Annotated in this window: 21 protein-coding genes; 19 read left to right on the plus strand and 2 right to left on the minus strand. The window is 38.8% G+C overall.

Annotation, left to right across the window (positions count from 1 at the left end; genetic code table 11):
• Window positions 1-44: 44 nt before the first annotated feature.
• The 10 genes from cybH to hypA all read left to right on the plus strand — a co-directional run bounded on the left by cybH (window position 45) and on the right by hypA (window position 9,594).
• The gene (cybH, locus tag PF327_RS04140; RefSeq protein ID WP_008242793.1) at window positions 45-761 is read left to right on the plus strand and encodes a Ni/Fe-hydrogenase, b-type cytochrome subunit; all 717 of its coding nucleotides are present in this window, start codon (window positions 45-47) and stop codon (window positions 759-761) included.
• The gene (locus tag PF327_RS04145; protein WP_008242792.1) at window positions 758-1,306 is read left to right on the plus strand and encodes a HyaD/HybD family hydrogenase maturation endopeptidase; all 549 of its coding nucleotides are present in this window, start codon (window positions 758-760) and stop codon (window positions 1,304-1,306) included. The genes cybH and PF327_RS04145 overlap by 4 nt, the downstream gene beginning before the upstream one ends.
• The gene (locus PF327_RS04150) at window positions 1,290-3,080 is read left to right on the plus strand and encodes a Kae1-like domain-containing protein (protein ID WP_289401473.1); all 1,791 of its coding nucleotides are present in this window, start codon (window positions 1,290-1,292) and stop codon (window positions 3,078-3,080) included. The genes PF327_RS04145 and PF327_RS04150 overlap by 17 nt, the downstream gene beginning before the upstream one ends.
• A complete protein-coding gene (hypF, locus tag PF327_RS04155) occupies window positions 3,037-5,334 on the plus strand; it encodes a carbamoyltransferase HypF (RefSeq protein ID WP_289401474.1) in 2,298 nt (765 codons plus the stop codon). Before PF327_RS04150 ends, hypF begins: the two co-directional genes overlap by 44 nt.
• A 68-nt stretch (window positions 5,335-5,402) precedes the next feature.
• A complete protein-coding gene (locus PF327_RS04160) occupies window positions 5,403-6,041 on the plus strand; it encodes a hypothetical protein (protein ID WP_008242789.1) in 639 nt (212 codons plus the stop codon).
• Window positions 6,042-6,050: 9 nt separating this feature from the next.
• Complete coding sequence (hypB, locus tag PF327_RS04165; RefSeq protein ID WP_008242788.1) at window positions 6,051-6,833, plus strand: hydrogenase nickel incorporation protein HypB; 783 nt, start codon at window positions 6,051-6,053, stop codon at window positions 6,831-6,833.
• A 1-nt stretch (window position 6,834) separates the two neighbouring features.
• Window positions 6,835-7,122: a HypC/HybG/HupF family hydrogenase formation chaperone gene (locus PF327_RS04170; protein WP_008242787.1), complete on the plus strand. Its 288-nt coding sequence runs from the start codon at window positions 6,835-6,837 to the stop codon at window positions 7,120-7,122.
• Window positions 7,119-8,240 (plus strand): hydrogenase formation protein HypD, encoded by a 1,122-nt coding sequence (gene hypD / locus PF327_RS04175; protein ID WP_289401475.1) that lies wholly within the window; start codon window positions 7,119-7,121, stop codon window positions 8,238-8,240. The genes PF327_RS04170 and hypD overlap by 4 nt, the downstream gene beginning before the upstream one ends.
• Entirely contained in the window at window positions 8,241-9,248 is a 1,008-nt protein-coding gene (hypE, locus tag PF327_RS04180) for a hydrogenase expression/formation protein HypE (protein ID WP_289401476.1), read from the plus strand.
• 4 nt (window positions 9,249-9,252) lie between these two features.
• On the plus strand, window positions 9,253-9,594 hold the full coding sequence (gene hypA, locus PF327_RS04185) for a hydrogenase/urease nickel incorporation protein HypA (RefSeq protein WP_008242784.1): 342 nt from the start codon (window positions 9,253-9,255) through the stop codon (window positions 9,592-9,594).
• Between the two features lie 8 nt (window positions 9,595-9,602).
• Here hypA and PF327_RS04190 read toward each other — a convergent pair whose 3' ends face one another.
• Window positions 9,603-10,949, minus strand: a complete 1,347-nt coding sequence (locus PF327_RS04190; RefSeq protein WP_289401477.1) for an SLC13 family permease — start codon at window positions 10,947-10,949, stop codon at window positions 9,603-9,605.
• A gap of 240 nt (window positions 10,950-11,189) precedes the next feature.
• Between PF327_RS04190 and PF327_RS04195 the strand changes: the two genes are divergently transcribed.
• Both PF327_RS04195 and PF327_RS04200 read left to right on the plus strand, forming a co-directional pair.
• Window positions 11,190-12,575, plus strand: a complete 1,386-nt coding sequence (locus PF327_RS04195) for an alkaline phosphatase PhoX (protein ID WP_008242781.1) — start codon at window positions 11,190-11,192, stop codon at window positions 12,573-12,575.
• Window positions 12,576-12,768: 193 nt separating this feature from the next.
• Window positions 12,769-13,236, plus strand: a complete 468-nt coding sequence (locus PF327_RS04200; RefSeq protein ID WP_008242780.1) for a host attachment protein — start codon at window positions 12,769-12,771, stop codon at window positions 13,234-13,236.
• A gap of 124 nt (window positions 13,237-13,360) precedes the next feature.
• Here the strand turns inward: PF327_RS04200 and PF327_RS04205 are convergent, their stop codons facing one another.
• Entirely contained in the window at window positions 13,361-13,657 is a 297-nt protein-coding gene (locus PF327_RS04205; protein ID WP_008242779.1) for a hypothetical protein, read from the minus strand.
• A gap of 196 nt (window positions 13,658-13,853) precedes the next feature.
• Here PF327_RS04205 and PF327_RS04210 point away from each other — a divergent pair, with 196 nt between their 5' ends.
• The 7 genes from PF327_RS04210 (at window position 13,854) to PF327_RS04240 (ending at window position 17,399) form a co-directional block, all read left to right on the plus strand.
• The gene (locus PF327_RS04210; protein WP_008242778.1) at window positions 13,854-14,246 is read left to right on the plus strand and encodes a hypothetical protein; all 393 of its coding nucleotides are present in this window, start codon (window positions 13,854-13,856) and stop codon (window positions 14,244-14,246) included.
• 188 nt (window positions 14,247-14,434) lie between these two features.
• On the plus strand, window positions 14,435-14,737 hold the full coding sequence (locus PF327_RS04215; protein WP_008242777.1) for an SEL1-like repeat protein: 303 nt from the start codon (window positions 14,435-14,437) through the stop codon (window positions 14,735-14,737).
• 127 nt (window positions 14,738-14,864) lie between these two features.
• Window positions 14,865-15,452, plus strand: a complete 588-nt coding sequence (locus tag PF327_RS04220) for a hypothetical protein (RefSeq protein ID WP_289401478.1) — start codon at window positions 14,865-14,867, stop codon at window positions 15,450-15,452.
• Window positions 15,453-15,506: 54 nt separating this feature from the next.
• Window positions 15,507-15,791 (plus strand): hypothetical protein, encoded by a 285-nt coding sequence (locus PF327_RS04225; RefSeq protein ID WP_289401479.1) that lies wholly within the window; start codon window positions 15,507-15,509, stop codon window positions 15,789-15,791.
• Between the two features lie 114 nt (window positions 15,792-15,905).
• Window positions 15,906-16,319, plus strand: coding sequence for a hypothetical protein (locus tag PF327_RS04230; RefSeq protein ID WP_008242774.1), 414 nt, complete (start codon window positions 15,906-15,908; stop codon window positions 16,317-16,319).
• A 156-nt stretch (window positions 16,320-16,475) separates the two neighbouring features.
• Window positions 16,476-16,778 carry a hypothetical protein gene (locus tag PF327_RS04235; RefSeq protein WP_008242773.1) on the plus strand — a complete coding sequence of 101 codons (303 nt, stop codon included), beginning with the start codon at window positions 16,476-16,478 and terminating at the stop codon, window positions 16,776-16,778.
• Window positions 16,779-17,399 (plus strand): fumarylacetoacetate hydrolase family protein, encoded by a 621-nt coding sequence (locus tag PF327_RS04240; RefSeq protein WP_008242772.1) that lies wholly within the window; start codon window positions 16,779-16,781, stop codon window positions 17,397-17,399.
• The last annotated feature ends 22 nt before the right edge of the window (window positions 17,400-17,421 follow it).

Raw genomic sequence — 17,421 nt, forward strand, 5'->3', positions numbered from 1 at the left:
AATAGATTTCCTTGAATAAAAAGGAATGAAAAGGAGAGAAAACTATGAAAAAACCAGAAGAATATATTATAGAACATCCTGATTTTGTTTATAGTTGGGGTAATCGAATATTACACTGGATACGTGCCCTTGTAGTAACGGGATTAATTATAACCGGGTTCTATCTAGCACATCCATTCATTTTGTCTGAAGGTTCAACGGATAAACTACTTTATGGAAAGTGGGCAATGTGGCATTTTATCCTGGGATTTGTACTGATATCTTCCGGTCTGCTTCGTATCTATCTCTTCTTTTTTGGACCAGATAGTAATGGTGAATTACGTTCACTTAGAGATGTATTCAGTTTAAAATCTTGGTTAGTTGCGTTAAAGTCATATTTCTTTTTCGGTGAATTACGTAAAATAGGGTTGTATGGGCCATTACAGTTTTTTACTTACTTTATAATCACGCTCTTGGTTATTACAGCCTCACTTACTGGATTAATATTGTATGTACATGTCTATCACCAAGGTATTGGTGGTTTGTTATATGACTCAATGCGCGTAGTTGAGGCATGGTTCGGTGGACTTGCTAGTGTACGTTTTATACATCATATTACAATGTGGGGTTTTTTGGTCTTTATCCCTATCCATATCTACATGGTCATTTGGTCTGCCATACGATTTAAACATGCCGCGCTTGATGTAATGTTTACAGGGTATGATTACCATCTGAAAAAAGAACAACTAGAAAGCCAGTCTGAGGAAAAAGATAAAAAGTGAAAATTTTAGTATTAGGTATTGGGAACCTGCTATTTGGTGATGAAGGCATCGGGGTACATTTTATCAATTATATAGGAGAGAAATACCGTTTTGAAGGTGAACCTCAGATCGATCTTGTGGATGGAGGGACCCTTGCACAAAGACTCATACCTATCATCGTAGAGTATGATCATGTGATCATTGTTGATACGATCAATGCACCAGGAGTAGAGGCTGGTGAAGTTTATTTCTTTGATTTTGATGCAGTGCCTGATGCAGTAGACTGGCAGGGTAGTGCACATGAGGTTGAAATGCTGCAAACTCTCAATATGATGGATCTTGCAGGCGATCGTCCACCTACGATGATCATGGGTGTCGTACCCACAGTGATAGAAGCCACAGAATTTTCTCTTTCTGAGGGTGTAGCTGCCGCCGTACCACTGATGGAAAAGACACTGCTACATTACTTAAAAACCATGGGAATTGCTGCAGTCAAAAAAGCTGAAGTCGATATGCAGGCCATTCTACCAAACTCATTTAGGGTACTTGATGCATATAGCGTTTAAATTTACATACACCCATAGTAATGGGTTGTTTATACGACTGTTAAATCGTATCAATGAACTCTCAACTCTACCGCTTTCACTATACCAGAATGGCACAGAGTTCAGGATAGAAGCTTCAGCTGACCAAACAAGCTTAGAGGCACTGGCGGAACAAATATCCTTGCTCGTCCCCCAGTCACTCTTCTTGGAAGAGTACAAGATAGAGGAGGCTAACACCGAGGTAGCTTCTAAGATACTCTCTAAGAATGATGCTCCATATGAAGTACCATATTGCCCCGAATGCCAGGAAAAAGTGATCAACACATTGAATCCGTTTCATCCATGTACTGTTTGCGGGTTCAGTGAACTATCTATTTCTATGGATGATCTCACTACTTATACAGGCATCCAAGCATCCAAAGAAAAGGATTTTTTTCTGCAATTGGCAACTGTCTTGGAAGAGAAAGGTGAAATTGTCTTACCTACCTATAATGGAACACGCCGCTTTGCTTTATTACATACAAAGGAACAAAACGATCAGGGTATTCTCTTTTGCGATCCTACAGATATTTCAGATAAATTTCTTATCACGCAATGTGAATTGGATAGCTTGATGACAGTGGAAAAACCTTCCGTGCGTTTAAAACCGAAATTAATGTTTCGCGCTGAAAATACATTGGATCAACCTTTTTATCCTGTCTTCTTCGCAGATGATAAAATTACTTTGGCCCTCTCTATTGCGTTAAAAAAGAAAGATATAGATGCAGTGTACTCTGACCATGTATCTACATTACGTGTTGCTACTGCGCTGGATGAAAAGTTGATTATCACATCAGGTCGTGATATGCTGCCATTTTCTATGGATATCCCTTTAAAACAACCTTCTTTCTGTGAGTATAACGGTTTTCAGGCCTGTGGAGATGTAAATGGCTTACAGTTGAACAAAATACTTGCCTTACAAAAACCAACTATACGCTATGTTGCGAATGATGCAGCACCTACCTTTGCCAATGCGATACGTTTTGAACCTGCACATGCTGCCATGCGTTCCATTGTACTTGAACATGGACTTGACGAACAGTCACTCTGTGGGATACATTTCAGCCGAACACATCCATCTCATATCTTCTCTTTTTCCAGAAAAATAGGATATACCCCTATGGTACTCTTCAGAGATAATACCATCTGTCAGCCTAAACATATGTTAGAAGCGATCAGAACCATGGACGAGGGTGGTATGCGTCTGGTGAACAATTTCCAAAAGAGTTTTCCTGACCTCTGTGATACGATCGAACAAGTGAAGTTTACATCCCATACCGATATTTCTGACATTACCAAAATATGGTCTATGGCAGCTGTTTTTATCGGCTTGTATGAAGGGAGCGATGCACTGGAGTCATGCGAAAAACTTGAGTCAACTGCCATTGAATTCAACGGTAAATCCGGTCCTCGTATCGATTATAAAGTCATAAGCACAGAAGAGGGATACCAGCTTGACCCGAGGCTTGCCATCCGTTCTGCCATGAGTTTCAAACTTGCCGGTCTTGATGAGTATCTCCTGAGTTTTGGTTTTATTGATTCTTTGGCAGACTTTATTGCACAGCAGGCTGAAAATGCAGATGCAAATATAGGTATCCATGGTGTGACACTCAGCGGTGGATTATTTGAAAACCGTCAATTATTGATGCGTGCCTATAATGCTCTGAGTATCAATTATCCGATCTATAGAAACAAACGTTTAAGCATAGATGATGCCAATGTCGCATTTGGAGCGATTACCCTTGGAAGTGAATAGAAAGTTTAACATCACCGGGGTTGTACAGGGCGTTGGTTTTCGTCCTTTCATCTACCAGCTCGCGGACCGTTACCATTTAAATGGATTTATAGTAAACACTACAGCTGGGGTAAACATAGAACTTGAGGGTAAAAAGAGTGCCATTGAGGCATTTACAGAAGCATTCCACAGAGAACTGCCCCCTCTTGTACGTATCGATACACTCTCAAGTGAAGATACACAGTACGTCGGTTATACAAATTTTCAAATTCTTCAAAGTAACACAGCAAATCAGAAATCTACTTTGGTTTCTCCTGATATAGCCATTTGTAAAAATTGTCTCCAAGAGATGCATGATCCAACCAATAGACGACACGCTTATCCTTTTATTAACTGTACTAACTGTGGACCGCGTTACAGTATCATAGAAACACTTCCCTATGACAGACCCAACACTTCTATGCATTCTTTTATGATGTGTAAAGCGTGCCAAAAAGAGTACATGGATCCTTTGGATCGCCGTTTTCATGCACAGCCCATCAGCTGTCCTGACTGTGGACCTACACTCAAATTACTTGATCCTAAGGGAAACGTATTAATAAAAGGCAATGATACTATAAAATTAACAGCAGATGCTATCAAAAAAGGGTCTATTGTAGCAGTCAAAGGACTTGGAGGATTTCATCTGATCTGTGATTCCACCAACACCAATACTGTAGATGAGTTAAGAAAACGCAAACAAAGACCACTAAAGCCTTTTGCCGTGATGTTCCCAGATATAGAAAGTTTAAAAGCCTCTACAGACATATCTCTAAGGGAAGCAGAACTCATCACATCCAAAGAAAAAGCTATCGTCATCGTTCCTAAACGAAAAGAGAGTTTACTCAGTCCTCTTGTAGCACCGGGTCTTGACCGCATAGGTGTTTTTCTTCCTTATACACCTTTGCATCATCTTCTGCTCGAGGAGGTCAATGTTCCTCTTGTTGCTACAAGTGCGAATCACAGTGATGACCCGATCATACAAAACAGTGTTGAGTTACTTGAGAAGCTTGGCTTTGTTGTTGATCTGATACTTGACCATGACCGCGATATACTCAATGCAAATGATGACAGTGTCTTACAAATGGTAGGCGATGAAAAGATAACACTTCGTATGTCCAGAGGCTATGCACCAAAAAGTATGAAACTACCGTTTAAGAGTGAGAAAAAGATACTCGCTGTCGGAGCAAATCAAAAAAACAGTATTGCTTTGATCTTTGATAATACGCTTATTATGAGTCCCTACATCGGTGATTTAAATTCACTAGAAGCATTTGAATATTTTGAACGTACACTTCATACATTTAAACGCTTTTATGATTTTGAACCTGATGTCATCGTCTATGATAAACATCCCGAATATATGACCACAAAATGGGCTAAACAATTACAAAAAAATCATCCAAATTTACAAGCCATTGAAGTACAGCATCATTATGCTCATCTTCTTGCAGTGATGGGCGAACATCATATGGATGGAAAAGTTTTGGGATTTGCATTTGATGGTACGGGTTATGGTGATGATGGAACCATATGGGGCGGAGAAGTGATGATAGCAGATCATCAAAACTATGAACGTATTGTGACCATTTCACCTTTTCGTCTTTTGGGTGGGGAAAAGGCCATCAAAGAGCCACGCAGATCTGCTCTTTCTCTCTTGTTTGAAACCTATACACTTGATGAGATACATGCACTAAAATTGCCACTATTACAGCAATTTTCCAAAGAAGAGGTCAACATGCTTCATACGGTATGGGAGAAGGGCATGAATGCTCCATTGTGCAGTTCTATGGGAAGACTTTTTGATGCTGTGGCAAGTTTTGCAGATATTGTACATCTGTCAAGTTTTGAAGGGGAAAGTGGCTTGGTCATGGAACAGTATGTGGATGAAAGCATCACGGATATCTTTCATTTTGAGATAGAGAATGGTATGATCAACCTACAATCGATGGTAGAATCTATGGTACAAATGGAAGATAGACAACGCATTGTTTCAACCTTTTTTAATACAGTCGTAGAGATCATTTTTCAGATCGCCCAAAAACATCCTACGCTCCCACTTCTTTTTTCTGGAGGTGTTTTCCAGAACAAAGTACTGGTTGAGAAGATCATCAGACGCTGTAAAAAAGAGAATCGTAACTATTATTTTCAAAATGATACAGCGATCAATGATGGTGGGATCGCTGGAGGACAGGCATGGCATGCCTTGCATTATTACTCAACACAAAACGCATGATAAAGATGCATATCTTTAAACACAATTTTATGAAAAGACTCTATAATTAAAAGTATAAGGAACGCAAGATGGAAGCTGGTTTATTACTTATTTTCTGGTATGGTATTTTACATGCATTTGGTCCTGATCATCTTACCGCTATTGCTGATTTTTCCATAGGAAAAAATAAACAAAAAACCTTGTTGATCACAGCACTCTTTGCCTTAGGTCATGGTCTCAGCCTTTTTATCTTTGCAAAAATACTCCAACACATTGAATTATCTGAAGAAATTTTAGCCTATGGAGATATGATCTCTGCCATGGTGATCATAGGTATAGGTATCTATCTACTTACGATGGTTCTGACAAATCGTATTCAACTGCGAAAACATAAGCATGGCGATAAAGAGCACATACACATTTGGTTTGGAAAGTCGCATGAACACCATGGCATAGAGAACAGTTCTTCATTCTCACTGGGACTTTTAATGGGAGCAGGAGGTGTGAGAGGTATGCTGATCACACTGGGTGCTGTTCAAGGTAGCAGTGTAGATCTATCGATGGTAGGTCTTTTTACACTTGGGGTCATGCTGGTATTTTTTGCATTTGGACTGTTGATACTCTATATCAATCAAAGCTTTTTAGGTAATCTAAAAAACGTAAGAAGAGCATTTGCAACGGCCGGTTTCATTTCACTGATAGTCGGAACGAATATATTATTAGGATAAAGGAAAAATATGTGTACAGATTGTGGGTGTAGTATAACAGAGAGTGTGATGGAGCATAGTCATGAAGGTAAAGATCATGCTCATTCTCATCAGCATCAAAAAGCACATGAACATTTACATCACAATCCACAACTCAATGATGCCAAAACCATCTCAGTCATTCAAAAGATCTTAGATAAAAATGACCATGAAGCAGAGCATAACAGACAACATTTTAACAACAAAGGTATATTGGGTATCAACCTTATGAGCAGTCCTGGGAGTGGGAAAACCACGCTGTTGGAACATATGGCAGATGTGGCAGATTTTAAATTTGGTGTGGTTGAGGGTGACTTAGAAACCAGTAAAGATGCAGAGAGGCTTCAAGCAAAAGGCATTCCTGCCATGCAGATACAGACTGGTTCTGCTTGCCACTTGGATGCTTTTATGGTGCATAAAGGTTTACACGATATGCCGTTGGATGGGTTGGATGTATGTTTTGTGGAAAATGTAGGAAACCTGGTCTGTCCTGCTTCTTATGATGTGGGTACACATTTGAACATCGTACTGGTCTCTATACCCGAAGGGGAAGACAAGATAGCCAAATATCCTGTCATGTTCCGTCAGGCCGATCTTGTCCTCATCACAAAAACCGACCTTCTGCCATACTTCAAGTATGATATTGAAAATGAAAAAGCCCAGGCCAGACGCATTAAACCCAATGTGGATATCCTGGAAGTCAATATCAATGATAAAGAGTCTATTCGTTCCGTTGTAGAGTGGATAAATTTCAAACGAAAAATGAGGGCTTAATATGTGTCTGTCCATACCCTCTAAAGTAGTGAAAATTGATGACAACAATATGGCTACAGTTGATACAATGGGGATCAAACGCCATGTAAGCCTTGATCTCATAGCTGATGAGATCAACATAGGAGACTATATACTCATCCATGTCGGTTTTGCAATGAATAAAATAGATGAAGAAGAAGCCTTGCAAAGTCTTGAGCTTTATCGGGAAATGCTTGAAGCTATGGAAGAGGAAGAGAGACGGCAAGTCATTGAATCGGATGACCAATGTGATAATCGGACCCAGGTATGAGTGAACTTCAGCTTAAAGATCTTTATGACGGGTTTCGAGACCCTGATGTTATCAAAGCCTTGGCTAAGACCATTACGGATGAAACAAAAAATTTAAAAGAAACGTTAAATATTATGGAAGTATGTGGTGGGCATACCCATACCATTATGAAATATGGGCTAAAGCAACTACTCCCTCATAATATAGATTTTATACATGGTCCTGGTTGTCCGGTATGCATCATGCCAAAAGAACGGATCGATCATGCAATCGCCTTGGCGCAGATGGAAGATACCATTTTACTCACCCTGGGTGATATGATCCGTGTACCAGGTTCTAAAAGTTCTTTGGCGGTGGAACGGGCTAATGGTTGTGATATACGCGCATTGTATTCACCTTTGGATGCGATCAAGATCGCACTTGAAAATCCAGATAAAAAAGTTGTTTTCTTTGCCATAGGTTTTGAAACAACAACCCCTATGACAGCAGCATTACTAGAGCAGGTCGAAAAACAAGGTATCACTAATCTTTATTTTCATATCAATCATGTACTTGTTCCTCCGGCAGTGGATGCCATCATGGCAGATGGTCAGGCAAAGATCAATGCGTTTATAGGCCCTGCACATGTCAGCGTCATCAGTGGAGCGAAGATCTATCAGCCATTACCTGAAAAATATGGTGCACCTGTAGTAGTCAGTGGGTTTGAACCGATTGATGTACTGCAGAGCATTTTGATGATCGTGAGGCAAAAGAATGAAGAGCGCTGTGAAATGGAGATTCAATACAGCCGATCTGTGACCTTAGAGGGCAATATTAAAGCACAGGAAATGATAGCAAAATTCATGGAACCACGTAAACATTTTCGCTGGCGTGGCATAGGCGACATTCCAGATAGTGCACTTGAACTAAGAGAAGAGTATGCTGCTTATGATGCAGAAAAAATATTTGCTGATATTCTACCAACAGAGCCTATTGATGACCATAAACTTTGTATCTGCGGAACGATACTCAAAGGATTGGCTAAGCCGAATAACTGTCAGGTCTTTGGAACGGCTTGTACACCAAACAATCCTATGGGTAGTTGTATGGTCAGCGCAGAAGGTGCCTGTAATGCCTATTACCGATATGGAGAGATCTAAATGACAAGTCCTAAACAGATACAGCTGAGCCACGGTGGTGGTGGAGAAGAGACTAACAGCCTCATTCACGATCTCTTCTATCACTATTTCTCCAATGATACACTGCTCGCTGCAGAAGATGCTGCCGTTTTGGAAGTCAAAAAAAAGATCGCGTTTACCACAGATAGTTTTACCGTAAGCCCGATCTTCTTCAATGGTGGAAACATAGGAAAACTTGCCATAGCAGGTACGGTCAATGATCTTGCCATGATGGGTGCCAAACCACTTTATCTTAGTGCCTCCTTCATGATCGAGGAAGGATTTTCTTTTGATGACTTGAAGACTATCGTAAAAGCAATGGCAGAGGAGCTTAAACACTCCGGAGCAAAAATTGTCTGTGGTGATACCAAAGTGGTTCCCAAAGGTGCCGTTGACAAATTATTTATCAATACCTCAGGCATAGGGGAGATAGAAAAAGAGGGGATCTCAGCAAATCATCTTCAGGAGGGAGATATCATTATCGTCTCAGGTGATGTGGGACGGCATGGTGCAGCGATCCTGATGGAACGTGAAGGATTGGGAATTTCTGGTGATCTTAAGAGTGATTGTGCCACATTATGGCCAGCAGTTCAAGCCTTAATCGATGCAAATGTTTCTATCTCTGCTATGCGTGATGCTACACGTGGAGGCCTTTCTGCAGTATTGAATGAATGGGCTGAACAAAGTGCAGTCTGTTTGGAAATCAAAGAGTCAAACATACCTGTTGATCAAGCGGTGCAGGGGATATGTGAACTGTTTGGTTTTGAAGCTTTTGATTTTGCCAATGAGGGTACCTTTATACTGTCTGTCCCTGAAAAAGATGCACAAATGGCATTAGCTGCACTGCATACAGTAGAAGTCACAAAGAAAGCAACTATGATCGGCCAGGTAAGTAGAAAAAAAGAGGGAAGGGTCATCCTTCATTCTGCCTATGGAAGCAGCCGTTATCTTGACTTGCCAAAAGGCGAACTTTTACCTAGGATATGCTAACGTCATGCATGAATACTCCATAGTCCAAGCCCTTTTAGAACAGTGTGAAGATCATGCCAGAGCAAATAATTCAACGAAAGTCACCAAAGTAGTGACCAAAATAGGCAAACTCAGCGGAGTGGAACCACATCTGCTAAAAACCGCTTTTGAAACATTTAGAGAAAAAACCGTGTGTGACGGTGCAGAATTTGTCATGCAGCTACAGGATCTTAAGCTCTACTGCAATACGTGTCAGCAAGAGAGCGAGCAGAATGAAGTTCGCTATCAGTGTCTTCACTGCCAAAGTACAGATGTATCGGTCCTTGACGGTGAAGAGATGTATCTGATGACACTGGAGATGGAATAAACTACGATCTACAGCAACTGTATCCAGAGAGATCGGGCAATTGTCACGATAAGTAGAATACCCATTAGATTAAACATGATCCCGTATGTCGCCATTGTTTTGACTGAAACTGCACCTGAACTCATCGCTATTGCATTAGGCGGGGTAGCAATAGGAAGCATAAATGCATACGAAGCGCAGACCGTCGCGACCATCATGATCAGTGTTGCATCCATACCCGTTTGTTCGGCTACCTTATAGAGAATAGGAAGCATGATCGATATCAGTGCGGTATTGCTGGTGATCTCTGTAGTAAAGGTGATCATAGCAGCAATGATAAGTAAGAACAGGATCATAGGCATATTCGCGAAGCCCATAAGATGTGAAGCGATCTCTTCAGCCATACCCGTCTTTGTGACCGCCGCAGCTATCGCAAACCCTGCACCAAAAAGAAACATGATACGGTAGGGGATGCTCTCTTTATCATCCATCCACTCCAAAATTGAAAAAGGCGGGACAAAAAGAAGCAGCCCGGCTGCAAGCAGTATACCCGGTTCACTCAACCCCAATCCATTGTAATACGGTTTAATAGGAGCATTGACTAAGAGCAGTATGATCAACCCGAAAAGAAGATAGACGACTTTCTTTTGATCGGCAGTAAGCGTTTTGTTACTGAGATCTGCTTCAATATACAGATTTTTAACACCCGCTCCCAGAATATACCCCACTGCTATAAACATCAAGAAAACCAATGGTGCAACCATATACATCCACTGGACAAAAGGAATAGCTTCCATCCCCATCTCATTCATGATCCCCAAAAGTATCAGGTTAGGCGGCGTACCGATAGGTGTCAATATACCTCCAATACTTGCCCCATAGGCTATACTTAAAGCAAATCGCATTTTGAGTTTTACATCTTCGGTTAAGAAGAGTGCGATTGGAAGCAGGAGCAGAGTGGTCGTGGTGTTTGAGAGTATAGAACTTAAAAGCCCCGATGTGATGATTAAAGCAAAGATAATGCCTCTGACAGAATTTGGGAACAGATCTAGCATTCTGCTTGCTATCACTTTGTGAAGTCCTGTCTTCTCAACAGCGATCGCGATCAAAAAACCACCTAGAAAAAGGTAGATGATGGGATTGGCATAGTTTACCGCCGTCTCTTTTGTAGATAATATTCCTGTGGCGGGGAAAAGAACGATCGGAAGCAGTGAAACCACAGCCAGAGGCAACCCCTCATTCGTCCACAGTGTCACCATCAATACGATCACTGCAACCATAAGAGACTGTTCAAGTGTAAAAAATGCGATCATCACTCCAAACGCAATGACCCCCAATAATATTGCCAGCAGTATTTTTCTTGTCTGTTTAACCATTGATATACTCTATCCCTTTGCTTATCTCTTTGTAATTTTATTGTGCCTCAAAAAACTTAAGAGTAGTGGTACAGAGTTCTATAAATTAAATCAGTCATTAAAAGAGCCATATCATATAGTTATAACTTTTATTTATCTTATACGGATACATGCATGTAATCAAAATAATATATATTTGTTATCAATTTCTTCTAATATCCCACTGCATTTTTATGTATTAAACAAAACAAGGGAGCTAAAATGAGCAAATGGATCAGTATTGCTGCATCGGCAGCATTAGTTTTAACATTATCTGCGTGTACTACAGATGGTACAAATGGAGTTGATAATGTTGATAATATAGAGGAAGTTGATGCAACAGGTAATATCAATTTCAGTAATTTTGTTCCAATAGAATTATCTGCTAATGCAGAGAATTGGGATCCAAGTGCACCTTGGAAATTACCGGAAGGTTATATTCAGACGGTTGTATCTGATGAAACTGATCTAAATATCTATCCTACTGAAAATGATTGGCACGATATGAACGTGGTGAATGAAACTGGTACAAATGCAGGTCGTTATCTTTACCGTACACATGAAGTTCGTCTAGGTGCAACTGCTCCTACTGAATGGAATGATTTAGGTGGTGCAGTATCCGTTGTCGATCTGGAAACGGGTGAGACTAAAATCATTGCCCAGTCTACAAATTTCACTGCAATTGACGGTATCGCATGGACGCCATGGGGAAGTATAGTATTTAATTCAGAGACAACTGCTGGTTCTTTCTATGAATTGACACTTGACCCTAATGATATGATGTCCGGAACTGTTACTGAGCGTCCTGCAGTAGGTAAACTTTCACATGAAGGTGTTCAAGTTGATGCAGACGGTAATGTTTATGTCGTTGATGAGCACCGTGGTCGTACTCAAGGTTGTACAGATACGAATGGTATTGGTGTCACTAATTTAGGTGATACTCAACTTCCTTGTGGCGGCGGTATCTACAAATTCGTACCAAATACATATGGTGATCTATCATCAGGTAACCTCTATGTTCTTGGTTTCCCAGATGCTAACCGTGATGGAACAGGTCAAGGAGCATGGTTAGGACCAATAGATCCGGAAAATGCACGTGAATCAGGTTCTGATATAGGTGGTGCCAGCTACCAGCGTCCTGAAGACTTACAGATCATTGATGGTGTACTTTATGCAGCGATCACTGAAGGTCCAAGAGACGAGTACGGCAAAGAGTATTATGAAGGTCGTGTACTTGCAATCGATCTTGAGACTATAAAGGTGACTAACTTTGTTAAAGCAGGACTTAATGCTCCTATTGAACTTGGTAAACCCGGTCAAGATGGTCATCAGACTGGTTTTGACAGTGTAGATAATCTTGCTAAAGCACCAAACGGTGACTTGGTTATGGTTGAAGACAATAGTCCATCAGATATCTGGTTCGCATCAACTCAAACTAATGAATTCGGTGCTTCTAAATCTGTGAAACTTTTTGCTTCATTGACTGATGGTAGTGCAGAAGGTACAGGTATCTACTTCAGCCCAACTGATCCAGAAACACTTTATGTGAACATTCAGCACTCAGGTGCAGAAAATGGCGATGGTACTTGGGCTATCACTAAACCATAAATTTTTATAAACAAGAACTGTCATCATATAAAGAGTGGGTATTTACCCACTCTTTCCAGTAACTTCTTATTTCAATCATCAATCAAATTATAATCTTCCCAAAAAAACTAAATAACGATTTTATTAGGACTTGAGTAAAGGGCATAAAGTCGTTATAATAAAATATAATAAAATCAAAGGAGGTAATGTAGTCATGAATTTTAATGAAAATATTATAGTTATCGCTAACTTAGGTGGGTTTGATGCATATCAGGTTGATACAGTCACAGGTATTGATCCCCAAGAGACAAGAAATGTGAGTGCCGGCACGCAAAAAGTGAGAAGAAACCTAACCACAATTAAAAAATTTGAATATATAGAACCGCATACCCATACATCCGATGACATGAGTGACCAGTTGGGAAATCAGGGGCACAATACCGGTGAACAGCATAACCGTTCATTAGAAGCAGAGCGTCGCGGTATGCAGCAGATCGCTGATGATATCATTGCATTGATCTCTGAAACCAACCCTCCAAAATGGCATCTTGCCTTTCCTCAGGAAAACTTGAATAAACTCACTGAAATGATCGATACAAAAACCAAGGAAAAACTCGGAAAGAGTATTGGAAAAGATCTGACCAATGCACATGTGAAAGATCTACTATCATTTTTTGAATAGGTTTTTATCCCTATTGCTTAACCAGTAATAGAATGGTCTTCAAGTCATTGAGGTACATTGTGATATCCTTACAGGGTGTGTTTATGACACACCATACTGAACACTCTTCTTTACAAAGAAACCACTACAATCCCGATACTGCATGTAATGCATCATAAAGACCACGTTTATACTCTGTGTCATCCAGACAATCATAACGCTTTAACTGTTTTGATATCTGCAGCTTAAACTCTTCTCCTATTTTCTTTTCTTCTTGTAGGTAATAGTAAGTAAGTTCAATAAGGTACTCCAATGCAGTTACTCTGCCTTCTCTGTACTTATCACTTACGTGAAGTGTCGTATTGTTGAACTTGTAGAGTGTTAATTCATTGTAACAATGCTTACTGACCGATTCAAGCAGTTCTTTGGATGTAGATTTCATAGATGTATTCTGACAGAAAAAGATGAAAGAAGTTGAAAGTATGTCAAATTGTCATAGAAAATGATATCCATGAATACGTCATTCTATGTTTGAGAAATAAATGACGAAAAAAGTGCTACAATAGTATAGATGCGATACTAAACTCCAACGACGAAAGTGCCTAATATGGGTCTTATATTCACAATAGGAGAGTAATATGGACAGAAAATTTATATTTATCAGTCTCATGTATGCCATCATTGGCTTGGCACTTGGTATTTTTATGGCAGCATCCAAAGACCATAGTCATTTAGTAACGCATACGCATATCCTTCTCATTGGTTTTGTTGTCTCATTTATCTATGGTCTGTGTCACAAACTCTGGCTCAATAACCTGATCTCAAAACTATCTGTTACCCAATTTTATATTCATCAAGTCGGAACACTTGGCGTTGTCATTGGTTTATTTTTATATTATGGAAATTTTGTTTCTCTTGAAACTATTGACCCATTTTTGGCACTATTCTCTATCACTGTATTTATTGGCATGATACTTATGACTGTTCTTTTCATTCGATCATCCAAATATGATATATCGAATGATACGTAAGTAAAATGATACATAGACGGGATATCGTTAAAAAATAATATAAGAATCTTTGCTTTACCTCATTTCATTAGGCGATTCTTTGATAATGGTCAATGATGTTTCATCATTAAAAATAATTTCAAAAAAAATATCAAAGATAAATCATTTTGTCAGTAAAATACGTAAAATAATCTAAAAAAGGAATACCAATGAAAAAAATACTACTTGCAAGTATACTTGTGTTAAGTATGAGCAGCTTTACACATGCAGAGTCTGATGAGTTCGATGATGATCTTGGTGAAGAGCTGACGGAAAGAGAGATCGTTCAAGACTATATAGATGACTGTAATAATCATGGCGACTATTATGGATGTTTTTCAGTCGCAATGAAATATGAGAAGGGTGAAGTATTGGAAAAAGATATTTCAAAAGCGATTGAATACTACGAAAAAGCCTGTAAACTCGGTTCTGAAGAAGGCTGTAAAATGGCTGAGAAGCTTAAGGTAAAATAAGACCATTCTCTAAACAGGAAGGATAGAAGAAAAGTTAACGTCGATAGACAGAGAGTATAAAATTGTTTTTATACAATAACTCCACATTTTTATTTTATACTGTAATATATCAAAATTAGGAGGAACAATGAAAAAAATGATCATGAGCAGTTTGGTATGCATCAGTGTATGTATGCCTCTACAAGTATCTGCACAGTCTTTACTGGAAAGAGTGGTGGTAGATGTGATCTTAGGTACATATGATAAACCGCAGTACCGTGATGACAGACCTTATTACTTTTACAATAACAAATACTATTATGGTGGTGACTGGAGAAACGGAAGCTACTACTATGAGGGCAGAAGACTAAGTGGTGGACACTATTATCCACAAGGATATTACGACCAGTATAATCGAGCGTATGATAAACCACACTACCAAGATGAAAGACCTTACTACTTTTACAATAACAGATACTACTATGGTGGTGACTGGAGGAACGGGTACTACTATTATAAAGGTAAAAGACTAAAGGGTGGTCATTACTATGAGAGAGGGTACCAGGAACATTATAGAAAAAAGTATAGAAAAGAGAAACATCCAAACTATAAGAACGGCTATTATAAACACAATAAGCACTATCTGGGTGAACATCAGCGTGATCGTTATGATGAAAAGCGTTACCGTCAAGAATCCAAGAGATACAAAAAAGACAAAAGTCATAAAAATAAATGATAACTTCACTAAAAGATATTGACATCATTAACAAAATTTGGTAGTATCAAGCTTATGAAACTAAACAGGCATTATATTGTATCGCTTATCATTGTTATGTTGACTGCCATCTCTTTTGACATCTCTTCACCTAAATTGGCGGATAGTATATCAGAAACAAAAATCCAAATTTCACTGGAAGAGAAAGAGACACAACAAATATTAGATGAAAAGCTAATTGCCTTTGTTCCAAAACCTTATTCAAAGGAAACAAAACCATTTACTGGTTTTGATTTCTCAACACCTATCGTAGATCAACTCTATCTCAATACTATCTTCAAACCTCCTATATTCTCTTAAAGCGCGATCACACTGCCTGCATTTGTTGGTATGTACTCGTGTGATTGTTCGTATATACAAATTTAACCAATACAAAAATAACTAAAATATATACATAATTAGGAGAATATATACATGAAAAAATTATTAGTGCTTACAACTATAGCAAGCTTTTTACTAGGTACAAACGGATTTGCAGCGTCTCAAATGACAGTGAAAGAAGATAAAATGATCAATGCCATTCAAACGGCTGCAATGAATGATGAGTGGACACAATATACACCAGCTATGCAAAATGCATCACAAACACTTTATTTTAAAAAGAAAATTAAAAATAAAGACTACTTCACATACAGATATCAGAACAGACATCAGAACAAACAAATGACTGTTTATGTGAAGGTAGCTTATACAAACGATAATGTCAATGTAGAGTTTGTAGATAAAATCCAAATGAATCCAGGTAGACTGGGAACAGATAACAAAGTACATAATGTTTTACATGAACTTACAGATGCCATTGAGAATCAATTATCTACTGATGCATAATCATTAAACAATCATCAAACTTCCTTGTTTTTACATCACCTAGACCCTAAAAGGGTCAGGGTGATATACTCAGACCTAAAAAACTTTTTTAACACTTCTTCATCCTTTTGTTATGCTATACTAGTCTCTATAAAATATGAAAGAGGAGGGTGGTAGATGAAAAACATCATGCTCGTTATTTTGATTATTGCAGGGTTATTTTTATTTATGACCAAAGAAGATCCAATACAAAATACTTATACAGATACTACGGAACCACCTAAAAAAATCGAACTTGATACTCCTACAAATACCTATAAAAGAAATGTTGAAGCGCTTAGTATCTCCAACACCCTACAAAACCCTACTTCATATCTAACTAGTCGAGTTAATTCGAGAGAGTCAAGCAAGAAGTCGGTGAATAAGGCTAACAAACGTATCGAAGAACAAAATAAGGCCATGGAGGCTTTGACAAAGTAAATGAAAACAATTCAATACAAAAACCAATACTTAGAAGTATCTAAAGTAGTCTGTATAGGTCGAAATTATGTCGCACATATAGAAGAGTTGGGTAATGAGATCCCTTCGAGTATGGTCGTTTTCAACAAACCAAATTCAGCCATAAGTGACACACTTTACTACTTTTCAGAACATTGTCGATATGAGGGTGAGATCTGTTTTTTAATCCGTGATGCAAAAATCGATGGTATAGGCTTTGGACTTGATCTGACACATGCTGATATTCAAAACCATCTGAAATCCAAAAGTTTGCCATGGGAGAGAGCCAAAGCATTTGATCATTCTGCTGTACTAAGTGAATTTATCAATCTTGATGTAGATATCAGCACGTTGAAAATGAAGCTCTATATCAATAATAAACTAGTACAATTTGCTACGTACGATTTAATGATGTATAAACCTGATACTATGCTTTCAGAGATACAAAGTTTTATGACATTGGACGATAACGATATTATCATGAGTGGCACGCCTAAAGGTGTAGGTAACTATAGCCTGGGAGATAAATTTGTAGGACAGATATTTTCAGGTGAGTTACTTTTACTTGAAAAAGAATGGATAGTTAAGAGTTTAAAAGATTAAATTTAAACCAACAACTTTCGAT

The sequence above is a fragment of the Sulfurovum xiamenensis genome (assembly GCF_030347995.1).
Classification (GTDB): domain Bacteria; phylum Campylobacterota; class Campylobacteria; order Campylobacterales; family Sulfurovaceae; genus Sulfurovum; species Sulfurovum xiamenensis.